Raw genomic sequence first — 18,507 nt, forward strand, 5'->3', positions numbered from 1 at the left:
CGTGTTTTTACGGTGTGACAAATCACATTTGTGTTTTTTTGTTATATCGTGACATTAATTAATTCTTTGCTACTATCCAAATTATAAATCATGAATATTCCCCTGCCGTTTATTAAAAGGGGTTTCTGTTCCTACAGAAGGACTCATTCTATGGCAATTAATTATGCGGACTCGGCCAAGGAAATTGTAAAATTAATTGGTAGCGATAATAATGTGATTAATGTCACACATTGTGCAACGCGTCTACGATTTGTATTAAAAGATAATTCGCAGGTAGATAAAGAAACCCTTAAGCGTGTTAAAGGCGTTATTACGGTTATTGAGTCTAGCGGACAATTACAGGTGGTGATTGGGAACCATGTGGGTGATGCCTATCGAGAGGTGCTAAAGCTGATTCAGGTGGATGAAAATGCCGCCGTCAGCGCACCTAACGTCGGCATTGTTAGCCGCCTGATGGATATCATTTCCAGTATTTTTGCGCCTTTTCTCTACCCGCTGGCTGCATGTGGTGTTCTGCAGGGGCTGATTTCCCTGTTTGCCGTTTTAGGCTGGATGGACCCTGCCAGCGGAACCTATCGCATCTTAAATTTCGTTTCATGGACCGGATTTACTTTCCTGCCGGTGATGGTGGCTTACACTGCTGCGAAGAAATTTAACGTTAACCCATTTACTGCCGTGATCGCCGCCTGTGCGCTGGTTTGCCCTGACTATATGAGCATGCTGACAGCCAACAAGATCCTGCTGGTTAACTCAGCCGATCCGGCAATGCAGGAGTTGATGAAAGAAGCGGTGAATAATCCGCAGATCGCTCGTGTGCTAACGGAAGTTGTGGGGATCCCACTTAGCGCCGATCCGCTGACGTTCTTAGGCATGCCTGTGGAGTATTTGAGCTATACCTCGGCGGTTATTCCGATCATCTTGATGGTGTGGATGATGTCGTACGTGCAGCGTTTCTTTGAACGTATTCTGCCGCTGGTGATCCGCAATCTGTTCACGCCGATGTTTTGTCTGGCGATTATTGTTCCTCTGACTCTGCTGGTATTTGGCCCGATTGGTAACATGATCGGCGGTGCCATCGGCGGGGTTTACAACACGCTTTATCACCTCAGTCCTGCGGTAGCCGGTTTTGTGGTTGGCGCGCTGTGGACACCGTTAGTTACCTTGGGTGTGCATTGGGGGATTACTCCGGTCACCGTGGGCAACTACGCGACCTTGGGTTACGACACCTTTACTGGCCTACAAGCATCCGCTGTGTTTGCTATGGCGGGCGCCGTTCTGGGCGTTTACTTGAAATCCAAAGATGCCGAGATGAAACGCGTTGCGCTGTCTGCGGGGATGACGGGTCTGTTCGGGATTACTGAACCTGCAATTTATGGCGTGGCATTACGGTTAAAACGTCCGATGGTGTGTGCCTGCATGGCGGGTGCGGTTGGCGGCGCCATTGCCGGTTCCTTCAATGCGGTATCGTGGAGCTACTGTATCCCAGGGATCGCGGTGCTGCCGGTGTTCTTCAAAGAAGGGCATCTGCCTCAGTTCCTCGGTTTCGTCCTGTCGATAAGCGTGGCCTTTGTCCTCGGTGCCGTATTCACCTGGTTTGCCGGATTTAAAGAAGAAATTCCAGCAGCAGCAACAGATACTAAAGCAGCGGCGCAGCCTGAAGTCGCTTGATTACGCAACAAAATTCATTAAAGAAGAGAGCAACAGCATGAAACAACAACGGTTACCGGATGATTTTCTGTGGGGCGGCGCGGTCGCGGCTCATCAGGTTGAAGGCGGCTGGGATCAGGGCGGCAAAGGGCCAAGCATCGTTGATGTCTTATCCAGCGGATCGCATGGCGTCGATCGCGTGATCACCGATGGCATCCAAGACGGTTACCTTTATGCTAACCACGACGCGGTTGATTTTTATCATCGCTACAAAGGTGATATCGCGCTGTTTGCTGAGATGGGCTTTAAATGTTTTCGGACTTCAATTGCGTGGTCGCGCATCTTCCCGAAAGGGGATGAAGTAGAGCCGAACGAAGCGGGATTACAGTTTTACGATGAGATGTTCGATGAGCTGTTGAAATATGGCATTGAGCCGGTGATTACGCTGTCGCATTTCGAAATGCCGTGGCATTTGGTGAAAGAGTACGGCGGTTGGAAAAATCGTAAAGTCGTTGATTTCTTTGTTCACTTTAGCGAAGTGGTGATTAAACGTTACCAACATAAAGTGAAATACTGGATGACGTTCAACGAGATCAACAACCAGCGTAACTGGAAAACACCGCTGTTTGGTTATTGCTGTTCAGGGGTGATTTACACCAATGAGCCTAACCCTGAAGAGTGCATGTATCAGGTACTGCATCACCAGTTCGTTGCCAGCGCGCAGGTGGTGAAATTAGGGCACGATATTAATCCTGCACTACAAATCGGCTGCATGATTGCAATGGTGCCGCTCTACCCGTACTCCTGCCATCCCGATGATGTGATGTATGCGCAGGAAGCGATGCGTGAGCGTTTCCTGTTTGGCGATGTGCATATGCGTGGTTATTACCCTTCATACATTCTTAAAGAGTGGGAACGCAAAGGGTATCACATTGAAATGCAACCGAATGATAAGCAGATTTTGTTAGACGGATGCGCGGATTATATCGGCCTGAGCTACTACATGAGTAATGCGGTGCAGGCAAACTCGGCGGGAACAGGAACGGCGCTGGCGGGCTTTGAGGGATCGGTACCGAACCCACATGTGAAAGCGTCAGAGTGGGGATGGCAGATCGACCCTGTAGGCCTGCGTTATACGCTGAACATTTTGTATGAGCGTTATCAGAAGCCGCTGTTTATCGTTGAAAACGGCTTTGGTGCGGTCGATAAAGCCGGTGCCGATGGGCAAATTCACGATGATTATCGTATCGCGTATTTAAAATCCCACATCGAGCAGATGAAAAAAGCAGTGATCGACGACGGCGTTGAGCTGATGGGGTACACCCCGTGGGGCTGCATTGATTGCGTTTCTTTCACTACTGGTCAATACAGTAAGCGCTATGGCTTTATCTACGTTGATAAACATGATGATGGCACTGGCACGCAGGAACGCTCGAAAAAACAGAGTTTCGATTGGTATAAGCAAGTGATTGATAGCAATGGTGAGAAGTTGTAGTAGTTTGATTTAAATAAAAAAACAAAAAAGCCATCGGCTATTCGCAGATGGCTTTTTTACGTCTTCAAATCAGACGATTTTATTTTTTGCTTAATGAATTGAAGATGGTGAACTGCTTACAAATATAGGTCTGGCCACCCATCGTCAGATTGTATAAGTCATTGCCTGGTGTGCCAGGATGACCCATTTTGATGCCGAAATTGATGGTGGTATTCGATGGATCTGGCGTGAACTGTTTGGTTTTCTCATCGTAATTAGACAGCACATACTGCACTTTCTCGCTCTCGTCGTCAGTACGATTCCCGTAATAAATCTGCGATGCCTTGCTGATAGGGTCAGTGATTTGCAACACCATCACATTCTCGTTGCTGATGGCGCTGGAGAGCACTTTAAACCCGCCGCAGGTGGTATAACCTACCGCATGATAGTTGCCGATCATCGGCTGTGCTGGCGTTGCGGCCAGACTGGCGAACGGTGAGAGAACGAATAAGGCTAACAGTGTTTTCTTCATGAAATTGTTCTCAATGGTTAAAAATTAAACTATTCAGCGTGTTAAGCTAATTCGCTTTTATTTGGTCAGTAGCTTGGACAACAGATTCTATAAAACCTTCGGTATCTGTCCAATTTGCACTGCAAGAATTTATGTCTAGAGGCTGGGGGTTGGAAAGCTTTTCTCGTGGCTTTGAAAGTAAAGATATATAAATTATTTATAATTCAATGAGATGATGTGACAATCATTATTGTCTGAACGTTTCAAATTGAAAATACCAGCAACACTTTTTAGGAATCAATGACTTTCAGCATTGTGCTATGAGCAAAAAGACGCCTATCCATATAACTTATAAGGTAGTGCGCCTTTTCTTTTGCGTTATCAGGTCATCAGTCCTGCATCAGAGCACTCCGTCCACCGTCCATCACGATGGTGGTTCCCGCGATAAATCCAGCCGCGGGGCTAGATAAGAACAAACACAGTTCGCCCACTTCTTCAGATGTTCCGATACGGCCAACGGGATGTTTGGCGATAGTTTCTTGCCGCGCTTTTTCTCCGTCGCCGTGTGAGTCAAACCAAACCTGATTTCCTGCTGTATCAATAAAGCCTGGCGCGATCCCCACGCTGCGAATAGCCGGCCCCCATTCAATGGTGAGGCTTTGTACCAGCGAGAGCAACGCACGCTTGGTGATGTTGTAAGGCGCGCAGCCTGGCATGGTTGAAAAGGCGTGGTTTGAGGTCATCACCAGAATAACGCCCCGTGATTTCTCTAACATCCCACGGCAGCATTTCGCCATATACCAATGTGAGCGCAGGTTAAGATCGAGATTGTGGTGCCAATCTTCCAGTTCGCAATCAATGCCTTTAAAGACGTTTTTGCCTGCGTTAGAAACCAATACGTCAAGGCGGCCAAAACGTTGCTCAACGGCGGTAATAAATTCGCTGATGCTTTCGGTGCGGGTGATATCGACCGAGTAGTAGCAAAAATGTTCGGGGTAGTGCTCTAAAAGCGTTTTGGCATGGGGCGCTTTTTCCAATGAGGAAAAAGCGCAGCCAATAACAATATCACCGTTTTTCAAAAATGTTTGCGCGATGGCGTGGCCGATGCCTTGGCTGGCTCCGGTCACGATGACAACGCGCGGCTGCTGGGCTGGTGTAGACATAAATACTCCGTCAGTTTAAAGAGCAAATGTTGAAATGAAACTGTCGATCATCAGACGATCTTGCTCCGTCAGTGACCAGCCAGGGTGGCGACAGTAATCGCTGGCGATGATCCCTCGGCGTTGCAGGATCGTTTTCTCCACCTGAATGATGTATTCGCAGTGCGTCATCCAACGCTGGATCCACGGCAACAGCTGCTGATGTAATTCTTGTGCAGCGGCTTTTTCACCTTGCTGCCAGCGCTGATAAATCTGTACATAGATCTCGCTGAAGGAACAACCGGGCATCACGCCTTTGCCTCCCGTCTCAAGCATTTGCAGCATATAAAGCCCTGCATAACCGTTGAGAACGCTGGCCTGAGGCGCTTGTTGTAAAAATTCACGGGTGTAATCCACCGGTGGATTGCATTCAATTTTAAACACCGCGTGTGGATAGCGAGTTGCCACCTCGGCCAGCTGTGCAGGGGTGATAGCCAGCCCAGTCTCACCCGGTGCGTATTGCACCATGACCGGAATATCGACCGCTTCTAGCACCGAGAAAATATGATGTGAAATCGCCTCTGGGCTCGGCTGTAGGAAGAATGGCGGCAATAGCATGAGTGCATCGGCACCACGCTTTTGATAGTCGCGAGCGCGCTTAACGGCAACCTCAGTGCTGTGGTCGGTGACTGAAATGGCGCGAAAAACACCGCTGCCGCGAAGGTCAGATAAAAACTGATTGGAAAGCAGTAAGCGTTCAGCATCATCCAACTTAGGAAATTCACTGGCGATGCCAAATAGGGTTAATCCCTGAATACCGGTTGCCGCCAGATGCTCCAACATACGGCCAAAGCTTGAGTAATCCAGTTCGCCCTGCGATGTGAAGGGCATGGCTGCAATCGGATTGACGCCACAGATATCTGTTGATTGGTACATGATGATTACTCCTCATCTCGGTCTGCAAGCACGGCACCTTGTGCCGCAGGCAGTGCCCAGCGGCGGTATAAACGTAGGAATCCGCGTGGTACCTGTTTTTCAATCGGAACCCAATGCTGGCGGCGCTCTGCCAACGTGGCTTGGTCAACGTTCAATGTGAGTTCGCGGGTCGGAATATTGATAGTGATGATGTCGCCATTTTCGACCAACGCCAGATCGCCGCCGTCACTGGCTTCAGGTGAAATATGACCAACAAACAGCCCGCGGTTGGAACCGGAGAAGCGGCCATCGGTGATTAACGCACAGCTATCAGAAAGCCCCATGCCCTCTAGATATTTCATGGGCTTATACATTTCCGGCATACCTGGCCCGCCTTTGGGGCCTTCATAGCGCAGAACCAGCACGCTGCCAGACGCGATCTCGCCGGAAAGAATGGCATCAACCGATTCCTGCTCGCTGTTGAACGCGACCGCAGGGCCAGTGAAGGTCATCAGGTGTTCAGGCACGGCAGCCGGTTTAACGACGCAGCCGAGCGGCGATAAGTTGCCATGTAAGACCGCAACCCCTGCCTCATTGCGCACCGGAATGGCCAATGTGTGAATGACTTCAGGGCGATGACTGACTGGAACCTGAGCCAGCCATTCGCCTTTGGTTTGTCCATTTACGGTGAGCGCGTTGAGATCCATCAGCGACGCGATCTCTTTTTCGACCGCCGCCACGCCACCTGCCTCCCAGAAATCGATCATGTCGTATTCTGATGCTGGGTAGAGCGACGCAACGAGAGGAACCTGATGGCTTAGCTTATCGAAGTCTGACAGCGGTAGATGACCGTATTCCCCTTCGTAATGAATCGCCTGTAAATGCAGGATCGCGTTGGTTGAACCGCCGGTTGCCAGTAGATAAATCATGGCGTTACGAATTGACTGCGGCGTGATAATTTGCCGCGCATTGATGCCGCGTTTGACTAAGTCAACGGCGGTTTGGCCGGTGCGGAAAGCGCATTCGCGACGCGCTTGAGATATGGCGGGAAGCATTGCGCTGCCTGGCAAACTCATGCCTAAAACCTCTGAGATACTGCACATCGTATTGGCGGTGCCATACATGGTGCAGGAGCCAGGTCCGGGCTCGGCGATATCTTCGATATGCCGGAACTCGGCTTCGTCAATTTCACCGCGTTTTTTCCAGCCAATAGCCTCGGTAACGATATTGCCGTCCCAATGTTTGCCGTGATATTCCGCCGGATACATTGGACCACCGTTAACCAAAATGGCTGGAATATCCAGACGTGCTGCGGCCATGAGCATCGCGGGGACAATTTTGTCACAGGAGCCGAGCAGCACCATGCCGTCAAAACGGTGGGCGCGCATCATCACTTCGATTGAGCTGGTGATCACTTCGCGGGCAGCAAGAATGTAGCGCATGCCCAAATGCCCCTCGGCGATACCGTCGCAGGGTGCAATAGTGCCAAAGACCATGCCAACGCCGCCGGCCTCATCAATTCCTTTCAGCACTTCGGCGGTAAGCTCATTGAGGTTCGCATGACCAGCCGTAGCGTTGGTATAGCTGTTTACGACCGCAATGACCGGACGACGTAGCTGCTCATCCGTATGCCCCATTGATTTGTACAGCGCACGCTTAAGCGCGCCGTCGTCGCCGCTTAATACTGGGTTAAAATGACCATCACCACAGGTGCCACAGCTTTTACATCCACTCATAAACTGCCTCTTTTCAATAACGATACAACGCCCACCGTGCTTTGCACTTAGGATCTGCCTGCATCACGGCGGGGATTAACCAGCTTGGCTGGTAACAAAAACATCAGGGGGGCGCACAGCAATAAAAATGCGGCGAGGATATACAGCCCGACATTGGTGCTGCCGGTATTGTCTTTGAGCCAACCAAGAACCGTAGGGCCAAAGAATCCAGCCAGATTGCCGACTGAATTAACTAGTGCGATACCCGCAGCGGCAGCGGTGCCAGACAGCAACGTACCGGGAAGGCTGATATAGGTTGGGATCAGCGCCAAAGTGCCGGACATCGCCAGACATATCCACGCCATCATCCATACAGTTGAGCCGCTGCAATATGCGCTGAGCGTGAGCCCCACCGCGCCCAGCACCGCAGGAATGGCAATGTGCCAGCGCCGCTCGCAGTGCAGATCGGAGTGACGACTGTTCCACACCATGAAAATGGCGCCGAAAACATAAGGTAGCGCGGCGAGTAAGCCGATATGGAAATCGTCACTCACGCCAGAACTTTTAATGATTGAAGGAAGCCAGAAGTTGATGCCGTAGTAGCCAATATTGAAGCTGAAAAAGATCAGCGCTAACAGCCAAACGTAGCCATTACGAAACATCATTTTTAGGCTTTGTGGTGGCTTGCCTGCATTCGCTTTCAGGCTGCGTTGACGGTCGATTTCAAGGTCGTCGCTGACGACCTGCTTTTCCTCATCGCTAAGCCAACGGGCTGATTTCACGTCGTTGTCGAGATAACGTAATACGACGAATGCCAGTAAGAACGAGGGGATCGCTTCGACCACAAACAGCCATTGCCAGTTATGTAGACCTTCAACGCCTTCAAACGCTTTTAGAATAAAACCAGACAGCGGGCTGCCAATGATGGTGGATAGCGGTGTGACGAGAATAAACAGCCCCAACGTGCGAGCCGATCGCCACGATGGAAACCACAGCGTGAGATAAAACACGATGCCGGGGAAGAATCCCGCTTCCGCCATGCCCAGTAGGAAGCGAAGCACGTAGAACTGAGTGGGTGTTTTTACGAAGATCATCAACGCAGAGAGAACGGCCCAACTGATCATGATCCGCGCGATCCAAAAGCGCGGGCCAAAACGCTGCATCAGCAGATTACTCGGCAGCTCAAACAGAAAGTAGCCGATAAAGAAGATCCCCGCGCCTACGCCGTATACGGTATCGCTGAAGTTGAGTGCATCCTGCATATGCAGTTTGGCAAAGCCGACGTTTACGCGATCCAAGTAGGCGAAGAAGTAGCACAGGATCAAAAAGGGAATGAGGCGGCGGGTAATTTTGTTATATACCGCGGCGATCCTTTTTTCATTTTCAGAGGTATTACTGATGTCCAAAGCTGTCATAGGTGACCTCGACGAAACAAAAATAATCGTGAATTAAAGAGCGCTGCCGATGCTTTTCAGCGGTGAGCCAGCCATCAGGTTTTTCTCGATGTTTTCCAGCGAGATATTTTTAGTTTCAGGGACAAACAGCAGGGTCAGCACGATGCAGACCACGTTGAGTCCGGCATAGAGCCAGAACGTGCCCGCGCTGCCGACGGTGTCGATGAGAGTAAGGAAAGTGGCGCCGATAATCATATTGGCGATCCAGTTGGCCATGGTGGAGCAGGTGACGCCAAAATCACGGCCAGCCAACGGTTGGATCTCGGAACAGAGCACCCAGATCAACGGGCCAGCGCTCATGGCGAAGCCGACGATAAAGATCAGCAATAGCGTGACGGCGGTATATTGCTCAGTGGCGCTGGTGATGCCGACAAAGAACATATATCCCATTGATGCCATGCAGATCGCCATTACGCTAAAACCGAGTTTGAGGATCGGTTTACGTCCCCAACGATCCACCAAGCCAATGGCGATAAAGGTGGCGAGCACGTTGGTAAGTCCTGCGATAACGGTTCCCCACATTTGCTGTTTGGTAGAGGCAAATCCAGCAATGGCGAAGATCTTCGGTGCGTAATACATGATCACGGTCATGCCTGTGAACTGCTGCATAAACTGCAACAAAATGCCCAGATAGGTGGAGCGGCGGAAATGACTATTGGCGCGGAACAGCTGCCAGCCACGCTGTTTTACCTGCACGCTTTGGCGAATGGCCTCTAGCTCGGCGTGGGCTTCCGTGTGGGTGGAACGAAGCAATAACAGAACTTTTTCTGCTAGCGCATGTTTGTCTTTCATCATCAGCCAACGAGGGCTTTCTGGCAGCGTAAGTACGCCGACAAACAGGATCAGAGCAGGGATGGTAATAATGCCCAGCATCCAACGCCAGTTACCGCTGGCGCTGAGCGCCGTATCGGATAAAAAGGCGGCTAAAATCCCAATAGTGATCATTAACTGATACAGGGAAATCATGCTACCGCGGATGTGTTCTGGCGCGATTTCAGAGAGATAGAGCGGCGCCACAAAGGAGGCCACGCCAACCGCTGCACCGAGCAAAAAGCGCGAAATAATCAGCATCTGCAAATCACCTGCCAGCGCACAGCCAATCGAACCGACCACAAATAAAACAGAGCCGATGAGCAGCGTTTTTTTACGTCCAATTCGAGTACATAGCGGGCCACTGCATAGTGCGCCGAGCGCCGCACCTAACATCATGATGCTGACAACCATCTCTTGCTGGTGGCTGCTAAGGGCGAATTCTTTAGCTAAGAACGGGAGAGCTCCGGCAATCACGCCCATATCTAGGCCGAAGAGCAAACCAGCCAATGCGGCTAAAAAACAGATCAGCAATGTTTGCCGATTGGTGTGGGGTACAGACTGCGGAATTGAATGCGTAGTCATGGTAAGCCTCTAAAATAATTAATTGTTTTAATGATTATTCAGGGTGAACAGCGTGGCTCGCTGTCCGGTGTAGGAGGTTTGATAACGTAAAAGTGCGCCTTCAATGTTGGCAGGCTCGACGAGTCCATCAGACGCTGAAGTGATATAGAGATCGTGCAAATCTGGCCCGCCGAAGGCACCGCTTGTCGGTTGAGTGACGGGAAGTGAATAGGTTGCCAGCCATTCAGGTGCGGCATCGCCCAAGCGGTAGGCCGTGATACAGGCGCTTCCCCAGCAGGCATTGAGCAATATTCCGTTATGCGTAAGCGCTGAGCCGTCGGCCAGCAGCGAGGCGATCGGCCATTCGTGCAGGCTGGTTTCGCTCATGCGCGGAGCATCACAGCGACAAAAACAATGGCGAAAAGTATCGGCAAACCAAGCGTGTTCGCCATGCCAGACCAACGTATTGGGAACGTGCTGCCCGCTGAGCATTTTCTCTGGCTGGGCGCTGCCGTAGGCAAAGCGATACCAACTGCCAATGGCTAACTGAGCGGTTTTGTCCATGGTGCTAAACCACAGCGAGCCATCTGGTGCAATGGCCGCTTCGTTCGGGCGTGTTCGATTATCTTCAGGCCAAGCACACAACGCGCGATGGCTTTGCTGGCGATAGTCGTACAGCATCACGCCCTGGGTGGTGAGCAGCAGAAATTGTTCAGGTTCGGTCGTAAGCAGCGCGGCGCTACAGAGAAAAGGTAATGCGTGGATCTCGATACGTTCCTCCTGCTGCGGCCAAAAGCGCAGCAGGCGGTGCTGCAAAATATCTACCCAGATCAGCGACTGAGAGCGGAAACACCACACCGGTGATTCCCCGAGCATTGCGCGGTAGTCGCCGACAATAGACGGATTTTGCAGCGCGTTGAGGTTCATTTTTTATCAGCCTGATGCCAAGCGTCGTGATAGGCCAGCGCTCGTTCACGTAGCGTGGTTAGCGATATATCCGGCTGATATAAGCCGCCGCCTAAACCAAAACCACGCGCGCCAGACTGCCTGTAGCGGCGCATTTGCTCGGCGTCAGGATGAATCCCGCCCACGGGTAGGCAAACGGCTTCGGCGGGTAAAACGGCTCGCATCGCTTTAACGATCGTGGGCGTTATCAACTCCGCGGGAAAGAGCTTGAGCGCGCTGGCACCGGCACGCAGTGCAGTAAACGCTTCACTCGGCGTTGCGATGCCGGGCAGGCTGGTAAGCCCTAACTCACAGCTGGCGCGGATAACAGAAGGCTCCATGTTGGGTGAGATAATCAACTGCCCACCGGCGTCAGCGACCTGATGAACCTGATGCTCGGTGAGCACCGTTCCGGCCCCAACGAATCCACGACTACCGACGGTTTTCGCCATAATCGCAATAGATTCAAATGGCTGAGGGCTATTAAGCGGCACTTCCAAATAGGTAAAACCGCATTCAAGCAGCATTTCTGCCACGCCCTGTGCTTCTTTAGGTGTAATCCCACGCAAAATAGCGATCAGCGGCAATGAGCACTGCTGCCAGCGAGCTGCAAAGCTAAGGTAGTTCATGCGAATGCTCCGTCTAAGGATTGATAGATTTTGCTCATGCCGTGGATAAAGCAGCTATCGCCATCGACAGAGGTCAACGTGATGCCAAGCAGACTGGCTGCGCGGGTATAGCGCTCGGAGAGTGCTGGTGAACCAACGAGCCACGCTTGGGTTTCTAATAAAGCAGCCAGTTCTGAGCCAATGAGCAATCCAGATAGGTAGCTAGCAACCTGAGCCGCGTTGATGACGCCGCCGAGTTTTAACGTGCGTGCAGAGAAGAGGGCGTTGCTGAGATAAGGAGCAGTTTGTGCATTCTGCACCCCAAGGGTGAAGGCGGGATTATCTTCACAAGGCTCCGGTAAATCTTTGCCTAGCAGTGAATGGTTCAGCATGACGGCGTAGATTTCGCCGGTCATAAAAGTGTTGAAGTGCAGAATATGGTCGTGCTCAAGCGTGGCGTGTTTGCTGTGCGTACCGGGCAAAATAACCCGATGACGTTCCTGAGGATATTGGGCTGCCAATCCAATCAGTTGAATTTCTTCACCACGCATGACATCCGGTAAACCGAAGGCGTTAACACCGCAGGCGCCGGCGACAATTCGGCAAGGGCTTCCCCATGAGGTAACAACCTGCGCGGTTTGCTGAGCAAAGCGTTGGCCACTGGCGGGTAATTCAACATAAGGCACTTCTTGCCAGCCCTGCTGTGAGCCGACCATTCCCGCCATGAGCAGAGGAAGGTTAGGGTGTTGCGCCAACCACGGGGCAATCAGTGGTAAAAGCGCAGCGTCAAACTGGCGATCGGGCACGCTAAGCAGCCCGCAATGTGCGCTGACGCTATCAATGCATTGGTTATGGTTCATCAGGAACGCACGAAAATTTGAGGTTCCCCAGTCGATCGCAATCCAGTGATTATTCATTCTTGACTCACAACAAATCAATTCTTGTATTACAAGAATAATGGCGAAAAAATAACCCTAGATCTGTGAAGGAGATCGAAAGTTAGTTACGCGTGAGGAAGAATGATGAAAAAAAGCCTAGAAAAAGTGCTGATATTTTTCTGGGATTTCACGCCAAATATGCTTATGAGCTGCGCTCAATAAGATATGGCGCATGCATTGACGGGCTGTATCTGCCTGTTTTAAACGGATGGCTTCAAATAGATCGCGGTGCTGCTGGACGGCGTCTTGGGTCAATTGGAGATCGTCTTCAAGCGTCTGCTTGAATGATAAAAGCATGGCGGCAGAGAGCGCGTTGCCCACGGAGGCGAGAAAAGGGTTATGACAGGCGCGCAGTACCGCTGTATGAAAGGCCAAATCGCCGCGCTCAAACTGCTCTGCGGAGTTATTTTTTTGCCCCGCCTGCATAGTAGTCCAAGCATCTTCGATAGTGGCTAAATCATGGCCGTTGGCGTTAAGTGCTGCCATTGCCGCAACGTCGGGTTCGAAAATGAGGCGGGTTAGCATCAGTTGCTCAACCAGTTCGGATTCAATCCCAACGTCTTCTAACCAAGAGAGCACTTCGGCATCCAGAAAGCTCCACTGCTCACGCGGCGTGACTGTGCTGCGGCGTTTAGCCTGAATCAGCAGCATTCCTTTGGCTCCCAGCACCTGAAGCGCATTTCTTACCGACGTTCTTGATGCGTCGTACTGTTGTGCCAGCTCATGCTCGCCTGGGATTGCCATGCCTTCTGCTAGTTCGCCACGAATAATACGAATCGCTAGATCACGAGTGATTGATTCAGAAACAGAAGACGTTGGTTTGCTCATGACTTTCTCGGTGGCCACAGTAAGTAGAAATAGGGTTTAGATTGAACGGAATAAACATCATGCTCGCACTATCTTAGCATTGTTACTTCTGAGGGGATATTGGTGAGAAATGAAGATGTTAGAGATAAATGGATAGCAAAAAGGCGCTTTATCTTGCGATAAAAGCGCCTTTTTTCAATACGTTAACTGATTAGTATCAGTTCATGCCGTATTTTTTCAATTTCTTACGCAGAGTTCCGCGGTTAATTCCCATCATCAGCGCAGCGCGGGTTTGGTTACCGCGAGTGTACTGCATCACCATGTCTAACAGTGGCTGTTCTACTTCAGCCAGTACCAGCTCATACAGATCATTAACGTCCTGACCATTCAGTTGAGCAAAATAGCCTTTCAGGGCTTGTTTAACCGAGTCACGCAGTGGCTTTTGAGTCACCTGGTCCTGGGAGTTTACGGTAGAAACGGTCAGTACGTCAGAATTTACGCGTTGTTCGAACATAGTTCTGTCAGCTCTTTTTTTACGCTAAGATTTTCGAAATATGCCTCCAACGCCTCCAGCTGTTCGCTGGCATCCTCTATGGCGTTGAATGTGCGCCGAAACTGGTCACATGGGGCGTGTTCTTGGAGATACCAAGATACGTGCTTGCGGGCAATGCGAAATCCCTTACCAGAACCGTAAAAATTATGCAGTTCTTGTACATGCCCTAATAACAAGTGCTTAACTTCCTCCAACGGCATGGGCGGAAGCAGCTCCCCTGTGTCCAGATAATGCTGGATTTCCCGGAAGATCCAGGGTCTCCCCTGAGCGGCACGTCCTATCATCAGAGCATCGGCTCCAGTGTAGTTGAGTACCTCTCTGGCTTTATGCGGGTCAGTTATGTCTCCATTCGCGATAATCGGGATGGAAACACTCTGCTTAACTGTCCGAATGCTGTCGTACTCCGCCTCGCCGTTGAATAAGCAAGCACGTGTTCGGCCATGAATAGTCAGGGCCTGAATTCCGCAGCGTTCAGCCAATTGGGCAATCTCAACACAGTTACGGTGTTCTGGGCTCCAGCCCGTACGAATTTTTAGCGTTACCGGTACATCCACAGCGTTAACTACCGCGCTGAGGATTTTTTCAACCAAGTCGGGATACTGCAAAAGCGCAGAACCCGCGAGTTTGCGGTTCACTTTTTTCGCTGGGCAACCCATATTGATATCAATGATCTGCGCGCCGCTATCAGCGTTGATTTTGGCAGCAGCAGCCATGTCATCAGGGTCACACCCGGCGATTTGCACGGCTCGGATCCCAGGCTCGTCTAAATGCACCATACGCAGACGCGACTTATCTGTCTGCCACACTTCCGGATTGGAAGAGAGCATTTCAGAGACAGCCATCCCTGCACCCATTTCGTAGCAAAGCGTCCGAAAAGGGCGATCGGTTATGCCGGCCATAGGCGCAGCAATAAGGCAATTTTTAAGTTCAATGTGTCCAATGCGCATAGACAAAGACTGACCATACTGTGTCCGCAAGGGCGCGTATATTACGCATTTTTGCTTGGATATGAAAGGCCAAACTTTGAACAATCCTCTGTTGTAGATCAATGAAATTGCGGGCTGAGGGCAGGGGTTTGATTATTTTTGTTGTTTAACATATGGTTATATTGCAATGGTTAAAAAATGCTCTTTTGTTTTTTACCTTTAGTATTCGTTGTTTTAACCTGTTTTTGGCAGTGGCATTCAAACAAATTGCTGATTAAAACAGCAATAATGGCGCTATAAATGGGATGCATATCGCATTTTAGAGGATGATATGGACAGTGAAATCGCATTATTTTGGTCGAAAATAGTACAAGCTCACCCAGATTTAGCTGGCCGTCCTTATCATGCTGAACAGTTTGGTTCCCCGGGTGAGTTAGCGCAGCAGCTTGCAGACCTTATCGTCAGCGGCGAAAAATATGCTACCTGCGGTGCTTTAGTAGAGTATCAGCAGCAGGGAAGCACCATTCCTCACGTGGGTTACCTGACTATTGTGCTAGATGGGCGTGAAAAGCCCGTGGCGGCGATAGAAACCACGCAGGTGTCTTTGCGTCGCTTTCGTGATGTAGACGCTGTATTAGCCGCGGCAGAGGGAGAAGGGGATAAATCTTTGGCTTATTGGCGGCAGGCTCATCAGACATTTTTTGAAACATCCCTTGCGGCAATAGATAAAAACTTCACTGAGGATATGTGGCTGGTCTGTGAGTATTTCCGGTTATTGGGTATTGCTGAAACAAAAACAGCGCCTGAATAAGGCGCTGTTTTTAACGATGGTTCGTTGTGAACGTGGGAATATCGCTTAGCGGCGAACGCCGGTAATACGGCACCACTCTTCGCGTTCTGCTACTGGATCGATAATGAATTTATCTTCGTATGCTTCTGCAACGCTTGGTGCCTGCGTTGCCAATACACCAGATAGGCCCAAATGGCCGCCTGATTTTGGCAGATCGCTGATCAGCGGTGCCAGTTCACGCAATGGACCTGCAAGAATATTAGCGACAACCACATCAGCACTCAGATCGGCTGGCTGATCTTTTGGCAGATAAAGCTCTAGACGTTCAGAAACACCGTTACGCTGGGCATTATCACGGCTGGCTTGAATTGCCTGCGGATCGATATCGATCCCAATAGCGCGTGCTGCACCCAGTTTTAGCGCGGCAATCGCCAGAATGCCTGAGCCACAGCCGAAGTCGATCACGGTTTTGCCTTCCAGATCCAAACCATCCAGCCATTGTAGGCAAAGGGCGGTGGTTGGATGCGTACCCGTACCAAATGCCAGACCCGGATCGAGCATAACGTTCACCGCGGTAGGATCGGGAACATCACGCCAGCTTGGGCAGATCCACAGGCGACGGCCAAACTGCATTGGGTGGAAGTTATCCATCCACTCGCGCTCCCAGTCTTTATCTTCGATCTGCTCGATTTTGTGGTGGAAGCCTTTGCCTAGTGCGGGATCGTTTTCCAGAATCGCGACAATCTCTTTCATATCGGTTTCAGCATCGTACAGGCCGATAACGTCGGTATCGCCCCACAGCAGGGTTTCACCCGGCAGCGGCTCAAACACGGGGTTGTCATGAGTATCTTGGAAGGTAACGGATACCGCGCCGCTTTCCATCAGCGCATCACTCAGTGATTCTGCCTGATTGCCGGTCGTATTGATTTTGATTTGAATCCAAGGCATCTCGAAGTCTCTATTTTGAATTTAATTCAGTGGCAGCGGACGTGGACGTACCACGTTCGCCAAAAAAGTTTCCGATCCAGAATGCCGCCAAGCTGATTAACAGTGACGGAATGATCGGATGTAAGCCGAAAATATGCCAGTCGGCTGTGGCAAGCGCGGTATAACACGCGGCACCGGCAATCATAGAGCTGAGCGCACCGTGCGCATTAGCGCGTTCCCAGTACAAACCCAGTACCAGTGGCCATAGGAATACCGCTTCGAGGCCGCCAAATGCTAACAGGTTCAGCCAGATGATCATCTCAGGTGGACGCCATGCTGCCAGCAGCAATAGCAAACCTAAAATCAGCGTAGACAGACTGGACATTCTTGCCAAACGCTTTTCATTTTTGAGCGCGTGAGGCTGCATTCCCAGGTACAAGTCTTTGACGATGGTCGCCGATGATTGTAACAGCTGAGCATTAATGGTGGACATGATCGCGGCCATCGGCGCAGCCAAGAAGATACCTGCGGCGAACGGCGGCAGAACTTTCACCATCAGCGTTGGAATAACCAGATCGGGCACTTTGAGATCGGGTAGAACCGCACGCCCAAGCGCACCGGCTAAGTGCATGCCAAACATCAGAATGGCGACCACGATGGTGCCAATAATAATGGCACGGTGCACCGCTTTGCTGTCTTTGTATGAAATACAGCGCACGGCGGTGTGTGGCAGACCAATCACGCCAAAGCAAACTAATACCCAGAATGACGCCATAAACGGCGCACTTAAAATATCGTCAGCCCCTTCCGGTGCAACGAGTTTAGGGTCGATATTTTTCAGGGTATCTACGGCGGCGTGCAAACCCCCTGCGGCATGGATAACGCCGGCAAGCAGAATGATGGTGCCGAGCAGCATTACCAGGCCCTGCATGGCATCGTTAAGCACGCTAGCACGGAAGCCGCCCACCGACGTATAGAGCGCAATACTGACGCCAAAAATTAGCAGGCCGGTGTCGTAAGGAATACCCGCTGCGGTTTCCAGCAGGCGTGCACCACCAATGAACTGTACGGTCATGGCGCCGATGAAAGCGACCAGCAGACTCAGGCTTGCTACCCAAACTAATAAACGGCTTTTATAGCGTGCATACAGCATGTCGTTAAGCGTAACGGCATCATATTTGCGTGCCAGAATAGCGAATTTCTTACCGAGAATGCCAAGAGATAGCCAAACGGCAGGCAGCTGTATCATCGCTAACAGCACCCATCCCAGCCCATATTTATAGGCCGCGCCGGGTCCACCGATAAACGAGCTGGCGCTAATATAGGTGGCGGTTAGCGTCATCGCGAGCACGAAGCCACCCATTGAACGATCGCCAATGAAGTAATCGTTAAGGAAGTTGCCCTTTTGGCGGCGACGATAGGCATATACCGATAAACCAAATACCAATAATAGGTAGCCTACCAGCGGTAAAATGACATCAGTCTGCATCATTGTTCCCTAAAGGTATGTCTTTAAAAATCAGGCGAACCATCGCCCAGCACAGCAAAATAAACACCAGCGGCAACAGTAAACAGGCCATTTCAAACCAATGTGGTAACCCTGTTATGCCCTGCAAGTTGTTTGGGATATATGCGGCAGCGATCCATAGCACCATATAAGCAATCGTTAGCCACAAAGCCCAGCGTGCTTCACGGTTCGCCTGCGAAAAGCGTGCATCCATGGGGATCTCCCCTGTTTGAATAAAAAGTCAGAAGGTACGGGATTTTACGGCAACCCTACGTTT

The 18,507-nt window shown here is 50.8% G+C and carries 18 protein-coding genes; 3 read left to right on the forward strand and 15 right to left on the reverse strand.

Translation table 11 applies throughout. The annotated features are described in order from the left end of the window. Positions 1-150: 150 nt before the first annotated feature. Both RSC70_RS12440 and RSC70_RS12445 read left to right on the forward strand, forming a co-directional pair. On the forward strand, positions 151-1,668 hold the full coding sequence (locus RSC70_RS12440) for a PTS transporter subunit EIIC (protein ID WP_040045606.1): 1,518 nt from the start codon (positions 151-153) through the stop codon (positions 1,666-1,668). Between the two features lie 37 nt (positions 1,669-1,705). Beyond that, entirely contained in the window at positions 1,706-3,142 is a 1,437-nt protein-coding gene (locus RSC70_RS12445) for a 6-phospho-beta-glucosidase (RefSeq protein ID WP_332542583.1), read from the forward strand. A gap of 79 nt (positions 3,143-3,221) precedes the next feature. On the opposite strand, the gene RSC70_RS12450 is transcribed toward RSC70_RS12445, so the two are convergent. The 12 genes from RSC70_RS12450 to dusB form a co-directional block, all read right to left on the reverse strand. Continuing rightward, a complete protein-coding gene (locus RSC70_RS12450; RefSeq protein WP_103008577.1) occupies positions 3,222-3,653 on the reverse strand; it encodes a hypothetical protein in 432 nt (143 codons plus the stop codon). 368 nt (positions 3,654-4,021) lie between these two features. Next, positions 4,022-4,795, reverse strand: a complete 774-nt coding sequence (locus RSC70_RS12455) for an SDR family NAD(P)-dependent oxidoreductase (protein WP_115104414.1) — start codon at positions 4,793-4,795, stop codon at positions 4,022-4,024. Positions 4,796-4,810: 15 nt separating this feature from the next. Then, positions 4,811-5,707: a dihydrodipicolinate synthase family protein gene (locus RSC70_RS12460; protein ID WP_332542585.1), complete on the reverse strand. Its 897-nt coding sequence runs from the start codon at positions 5,705-5,707 to the stop codon at positions 4,811-4,813. Between the two features lie 5 nt (positions 5,708-5,712). Beyond that, positions 5,713-7,422: a dihydroxy-acid dehydratase gene (gene ilvD, locus RSC70_RS12465; RefSeq protein ID WP_282807883.1), complete on the reverse strand. Its 1,710-nt coding sequence runs from the start codon at positions 7,420-7,422 to the stop codon at positions 5,713-5,715. A 47-nt stretch (positions 7,423-7,469) separates the two neighbouring features. Then, complete coding sequence (locus tag RSC70_RS12470; RefSeq protein ID WP_332542586.1) at positions 7,470-8,816, reverse strand: MFS transporter; 1,347 nt, start codon at positions 8,814-8,816, stop codon at positions 7,470-7,472. Between the two features lie 33 nt (positions 8,817-8,849). Beyond that, a complete protein-coding gene (locus RSC70_RS12475; protein WP_130970347.1) occupies positions 8,850-10,250 on the reverse strand; it encodes a sugar porter family MFS transporter in 1,401 nt (466 codons plus the stop codon). A gap of 27 nt (positions 10,251-10,277) precedes the next feature. Further along, on the reverse strand, positions 10,278-11,156 hold the full coding sequence (locus RSC70_RS12480) for an SMP-30/gluconolactonase/LRE family protein (RefSeq protein WP_332542589.1): 879 nt from the start codon (positions 11,154-11,156) through the stop codon (positions 10,278-10,280). Further along, positions 11,153-11,803, reverse strand: a complete 651-nt coding sequence (locus tag RSC70_RS12485) for a 2-dehydro-3-deoxy-6-phosphogalactonate aldolase (protein ID WP_332542591.1) — start codon at positions 11,801-11,803, stop codon at positions 11,153-11,155. The genes RSC70_RS12480 and RSC70_RS12485 overlap by 4 nt, the downstream gene beginning before the upstream one ends. After that, complete coding sequence (locus RSC70_RS12490; RefSeq protein WP_332542594.1) at positions 11,800-12,699, reverse strand: 2-dehydro-3-deoxygalactonokinase; 900 nt, start codon at positions 12,697-12,699, stop codon at positions 11,800-11,802. The genes RSC70_RS12485 and RSC70_RS12490 overlap by 4 nt, the downstream gene beginning before the upstream one ends. A 117-nt stretch (positions 12,700-12,816) precedes the next feature. Beyond that, a complete protein-coding gene (locus RSC70_RS12495) occupies positions 12,817-13,548 on the reverse strand; it encodes a FadR/GntR family transcriptional regulator (protein ID WP_025798474.1) in 732 nt (243 codons plus the stop codon). Between the two features lie 196 nt (positions 13,549-13,744). Then, the gene (gene fis, locus RSC70_RS12500; protein WP_004097144.1) at positions 13,745-14,041 is read right to left on the reverse strand and encodes a DNA-binding transcriptional regulator Fis; all 297 of its coding nucleotides are present in this window, start codon (positions 14,039-14,041) and stop codon (positions 13,745-13,747) included. Continuing rightward, positions 14,023-15,027, reverse strand: a complete 1,005-nt coding sequence (gene dusB / locus RSC70_RS12505) for a tRNA dihydrouridine synthase DusB (RefSeq protein WP_040045618.1) — start codon at positions 15,025-15,027, stop codon at positions 14,023-14,025. The genes fis and dusB overlap by 19 nt, the downstream gene beginning before the upstream one ends. A 310-nt stretch (positions 15,028-15,337) precedes the next feature. Here dusB and RSC70_RS12510 point away from each other — a divergent pair, with 310 nt between their 5' ends. Beyond that, on the forward strand, positions 15,338-15,817 hold the full coding sequence (locus tag RSC70_RS12510) for an ASCH domain-containing protein (RefSeq protein WP_040045619.1): 480 nt from the start codon (positions 15,338-15,340) through the stop codon (positions 15,815-15,817). 45 nt (positions 15,818-15,862) lie between these two features. Here RSC70_RS12510 and prmA read toward each other — a convergent pair whose 3' ends face one another. From prmA to RSC70_RS12525, 3 genes are read right to left on the reverse strand one after another with little or no spacing between them, the layout of a single operon-like run. Beyond that, positions 15,863-16,744 carry a 50S ribosomal protein L11 methyltransferase gene (gene prmA / locus RSC70_RS12515; RefSeq protein WP_025798460.1) on the reverse strand — a complete coding sequence of 294 codons (882 nt, stop codon included), beginning with the start codon at positions 16,742-16,744 and terminating at the stop codon, positions 15,863-15,865. A 10-nt stretch (positions 16,745-16,754) separates the two neighbouring features. Further along, on the reverse strand, positions 16,755-18,212 hold the full coding sequence (panF, locus tag RSC70_RS12520; protein ID WP_130933950.1) for a sodium/pantothenate symporter: 1,458 nt from the start codon (positions 18,210-18,212) through the stop codon (positions 16,755-16,757). Next, on the reverse strand, positions 18,202-18,444 hold the full coding sequence (locus RSC70_RS12525; RefSeq protein ID WP_040045621.1) for a YhdT family protein: 243 nt from the start codon (positions 18,442-18,444) through the stop codon (positions 18,202-18,204). Before RSC70_RS12525 ends, panF begins: the two co-directional genes overlap by 11 nt. Positions 18,445-18,507: the final 63 nt, after the last annotated feature.

The organism is Hafnia sp., from assembly GCF_036648275.1.
Classification (GTDB): Bacteria; Pseudomonadota; Gammaproteobacteria; order Enterobacterales; family Enterobacteriaceae; genus Hafnia; species Hafnia alvei.

Excerpts from the sequence above, each read along its gene's own strand:
- RSC70_RS12440 (WP_040045606.1), top strand. The coding sequence starts at position 151 with ATGGCAATTAATTATGCGGACTCGGCCAAGGAAATTGTAAAATTAATT.
- RSC70_RS12445 (WP_332542583.1), top strand. The coding sequence starts at position 1,706 with ATGAAACAACAACGGTTACCGGATGATTTTCTGTGGGGCGGCGCGGTC.
- RSC70_RS12450 (WP_103008577.1), bottom strand. The coding sequence starts at position 3,653 with ATGAAGAAAACACTGTTAGCCTTATTCGTTCTCTCACCGTTCGCCAGT.
- RSC70_RS12455 (WP_115104414.1), bottom strand. The coding sequence starts at position 4,795 with ATGTCTACACCAGCCCAGCAGCCGCGCGTTGTCATCGTGACCGGAGCC.
- RSC70_RS12460 (WP_332542585.1), bottom strand. The coding sequence starts at position 5,707 with ATGTACCAATCAACAGATATCTGTGGCGTCAATCCGATTGCAGCCATG.
- ilvD (WP_282807883.1), bottom strand. The coding sequence starts at position 7,422 with ATGAGTGGATGTAAAAGCTGTGGCACCTGTGGTGATGGTCATTTTAAC.
- RSC70_RS12470 (WP_332542586.1), bottom strand. The coding sequence starts at position 8,816 with ATGACAGCTTTGGACATCAGTAATACCTCTGAAAATGAAAAAAGGATC.
- RSC70_RS12475 (WP_130970347.1), bottom strand. The coding sequence starts at position 10,250 with ATGACTACGCATTCAATTCCGCAGTCTGTACCCCACACCAATCGGCAA.
- RSC70_RS12480 (WP_332542589.1), bottom strand. The coding sequence starts at position 11,156 with ATGAACCTCAACGCGCTGCAAAATCCGTCTATTGTCGGCGACTACCGC.
- RSC70_RS12485 (WP_332542591.1), bottom strand. The coding sequence starts at position 11,803 with ATGAACTACCTTAGCTTTGCAGCTCGCTGGCAGCAGTGCTCATTGCCG.
- RSC70_RS12490 (WP_332542594.1), bottom strand. The coding sequence starts at position 12,699 with ATGAATAATCACTGGATTGCGATCGACTGGGGAACCTCAAATTTTCGT.
- RSC70_RS12495 (WP_025798474.1), bottom strand. The coding sequence starts at position 13,548 with ATGAGCAAACCAACGTCTTCTGTTTCTGAATCAATCACTCGTGATCTA.
- fis (WP_004097144.1), bottom strand. The coding sequence starts at position 14,041 with ATGTTCGAACAACGCGTAAATTCTGACGTACTGACCGTTTCTACCGTA.
- dusB (WP_040045618.1), bottom strand. The coding sequence starts at position 15,027 with ATGCGCATTGGACACATTGAACTTAAAAATTGCCTTATTGCTGCGCCT.
- RSC70_RS12510 (WP_040045619.1), top strand. The coding sequence starts at position 15,338 with ATGGACAGTGAAATCGCATTATTTTGGTCGAAAATAGTACAAGCTCAC.
- prmA (WP_025798460.1), bottom strand. The coding sequence starts at position 16,744 with ATGCCTTGGATTCAAATCAAAATCAATACGACCGGCAATCAGGCAGAA.
- panF (WP_130933950.1), bottom strand. The coding sequence starts at position 18,212 with ATGCAGACTGATGTCATTTTACCGCTGGTAGGCTACCTATTATTGGTA.
- RSC70_RS12525 (WP_040045621.1), bottom strand. The coding sequence starts at position 18,444 with ATGGATGCACGCTTTTCGCAGGCGAACCGTGAAGCACGCTGGGCTTTG.